1 protein-coding gene is annotated in these 404 nt (G+C 72.5%); it reads right to left on the bottom strand.

Annotated elements, in window-relative coordinates; all coding sequences use genetic code 11:
* A partial coding sequence (locus tag LPA54_RS40775; protein ID WP_228985461.1) for an LLM class flavin-dependent oxidoreductase occupies positions 1-404 on the bottom strand: 404 nt, incomplete at both ends.

The following is a 404-nucleotide window of genomic DNA, read 5'->3' as shown; positions in this document are numbered from 1 at the left end:
CGCCCTCGAAGGAGAGGCGCTCGCGGGTCATGGCCTTGCGGATGATCTCGACGTACTCGCGGGTGCGGGCCAGCGGCTTGTCGAACTTGACGCCGTACCAGCCCTCCGAGACCTGGGGGCCGGAGACGCCGAGACCGAGGCGGAAGCGGCCCTCGGACAGCGAGTCGAGGGTGGCCGCGGTCATCGCGGTCATGGCCGGCTGGCGGGCCGGGATCTGGAAGATGGCCGAGCCCACGTCGATGCGCTCGGTGCGGGCCGCGACGAAGGCGAGGACGGTGGCGGCGTCGGAGCCGTAGGCCTCGGCGGCCCAGCAGACCGCGTATCCGAGGCGGTCCGCCTCCTGGGCCACGGCGAGGTTGTCCGCGTCCATCCCGGCGCCCCAGTAGCCGAGGTTGATCCCTAGC

This window comes from Streptomyces sp. DH12 (assembly GCF_020873895.1).
GTDB lineage: Bacteria > Actinomycetota > Actinomycetes > Streptomycetales > Streptomycetaceae > Streptomyces.
Note: the sequence above shows the minus strand (reverse complement) of the source record. Positions and strands in the feature narration are given on the sequence as shown.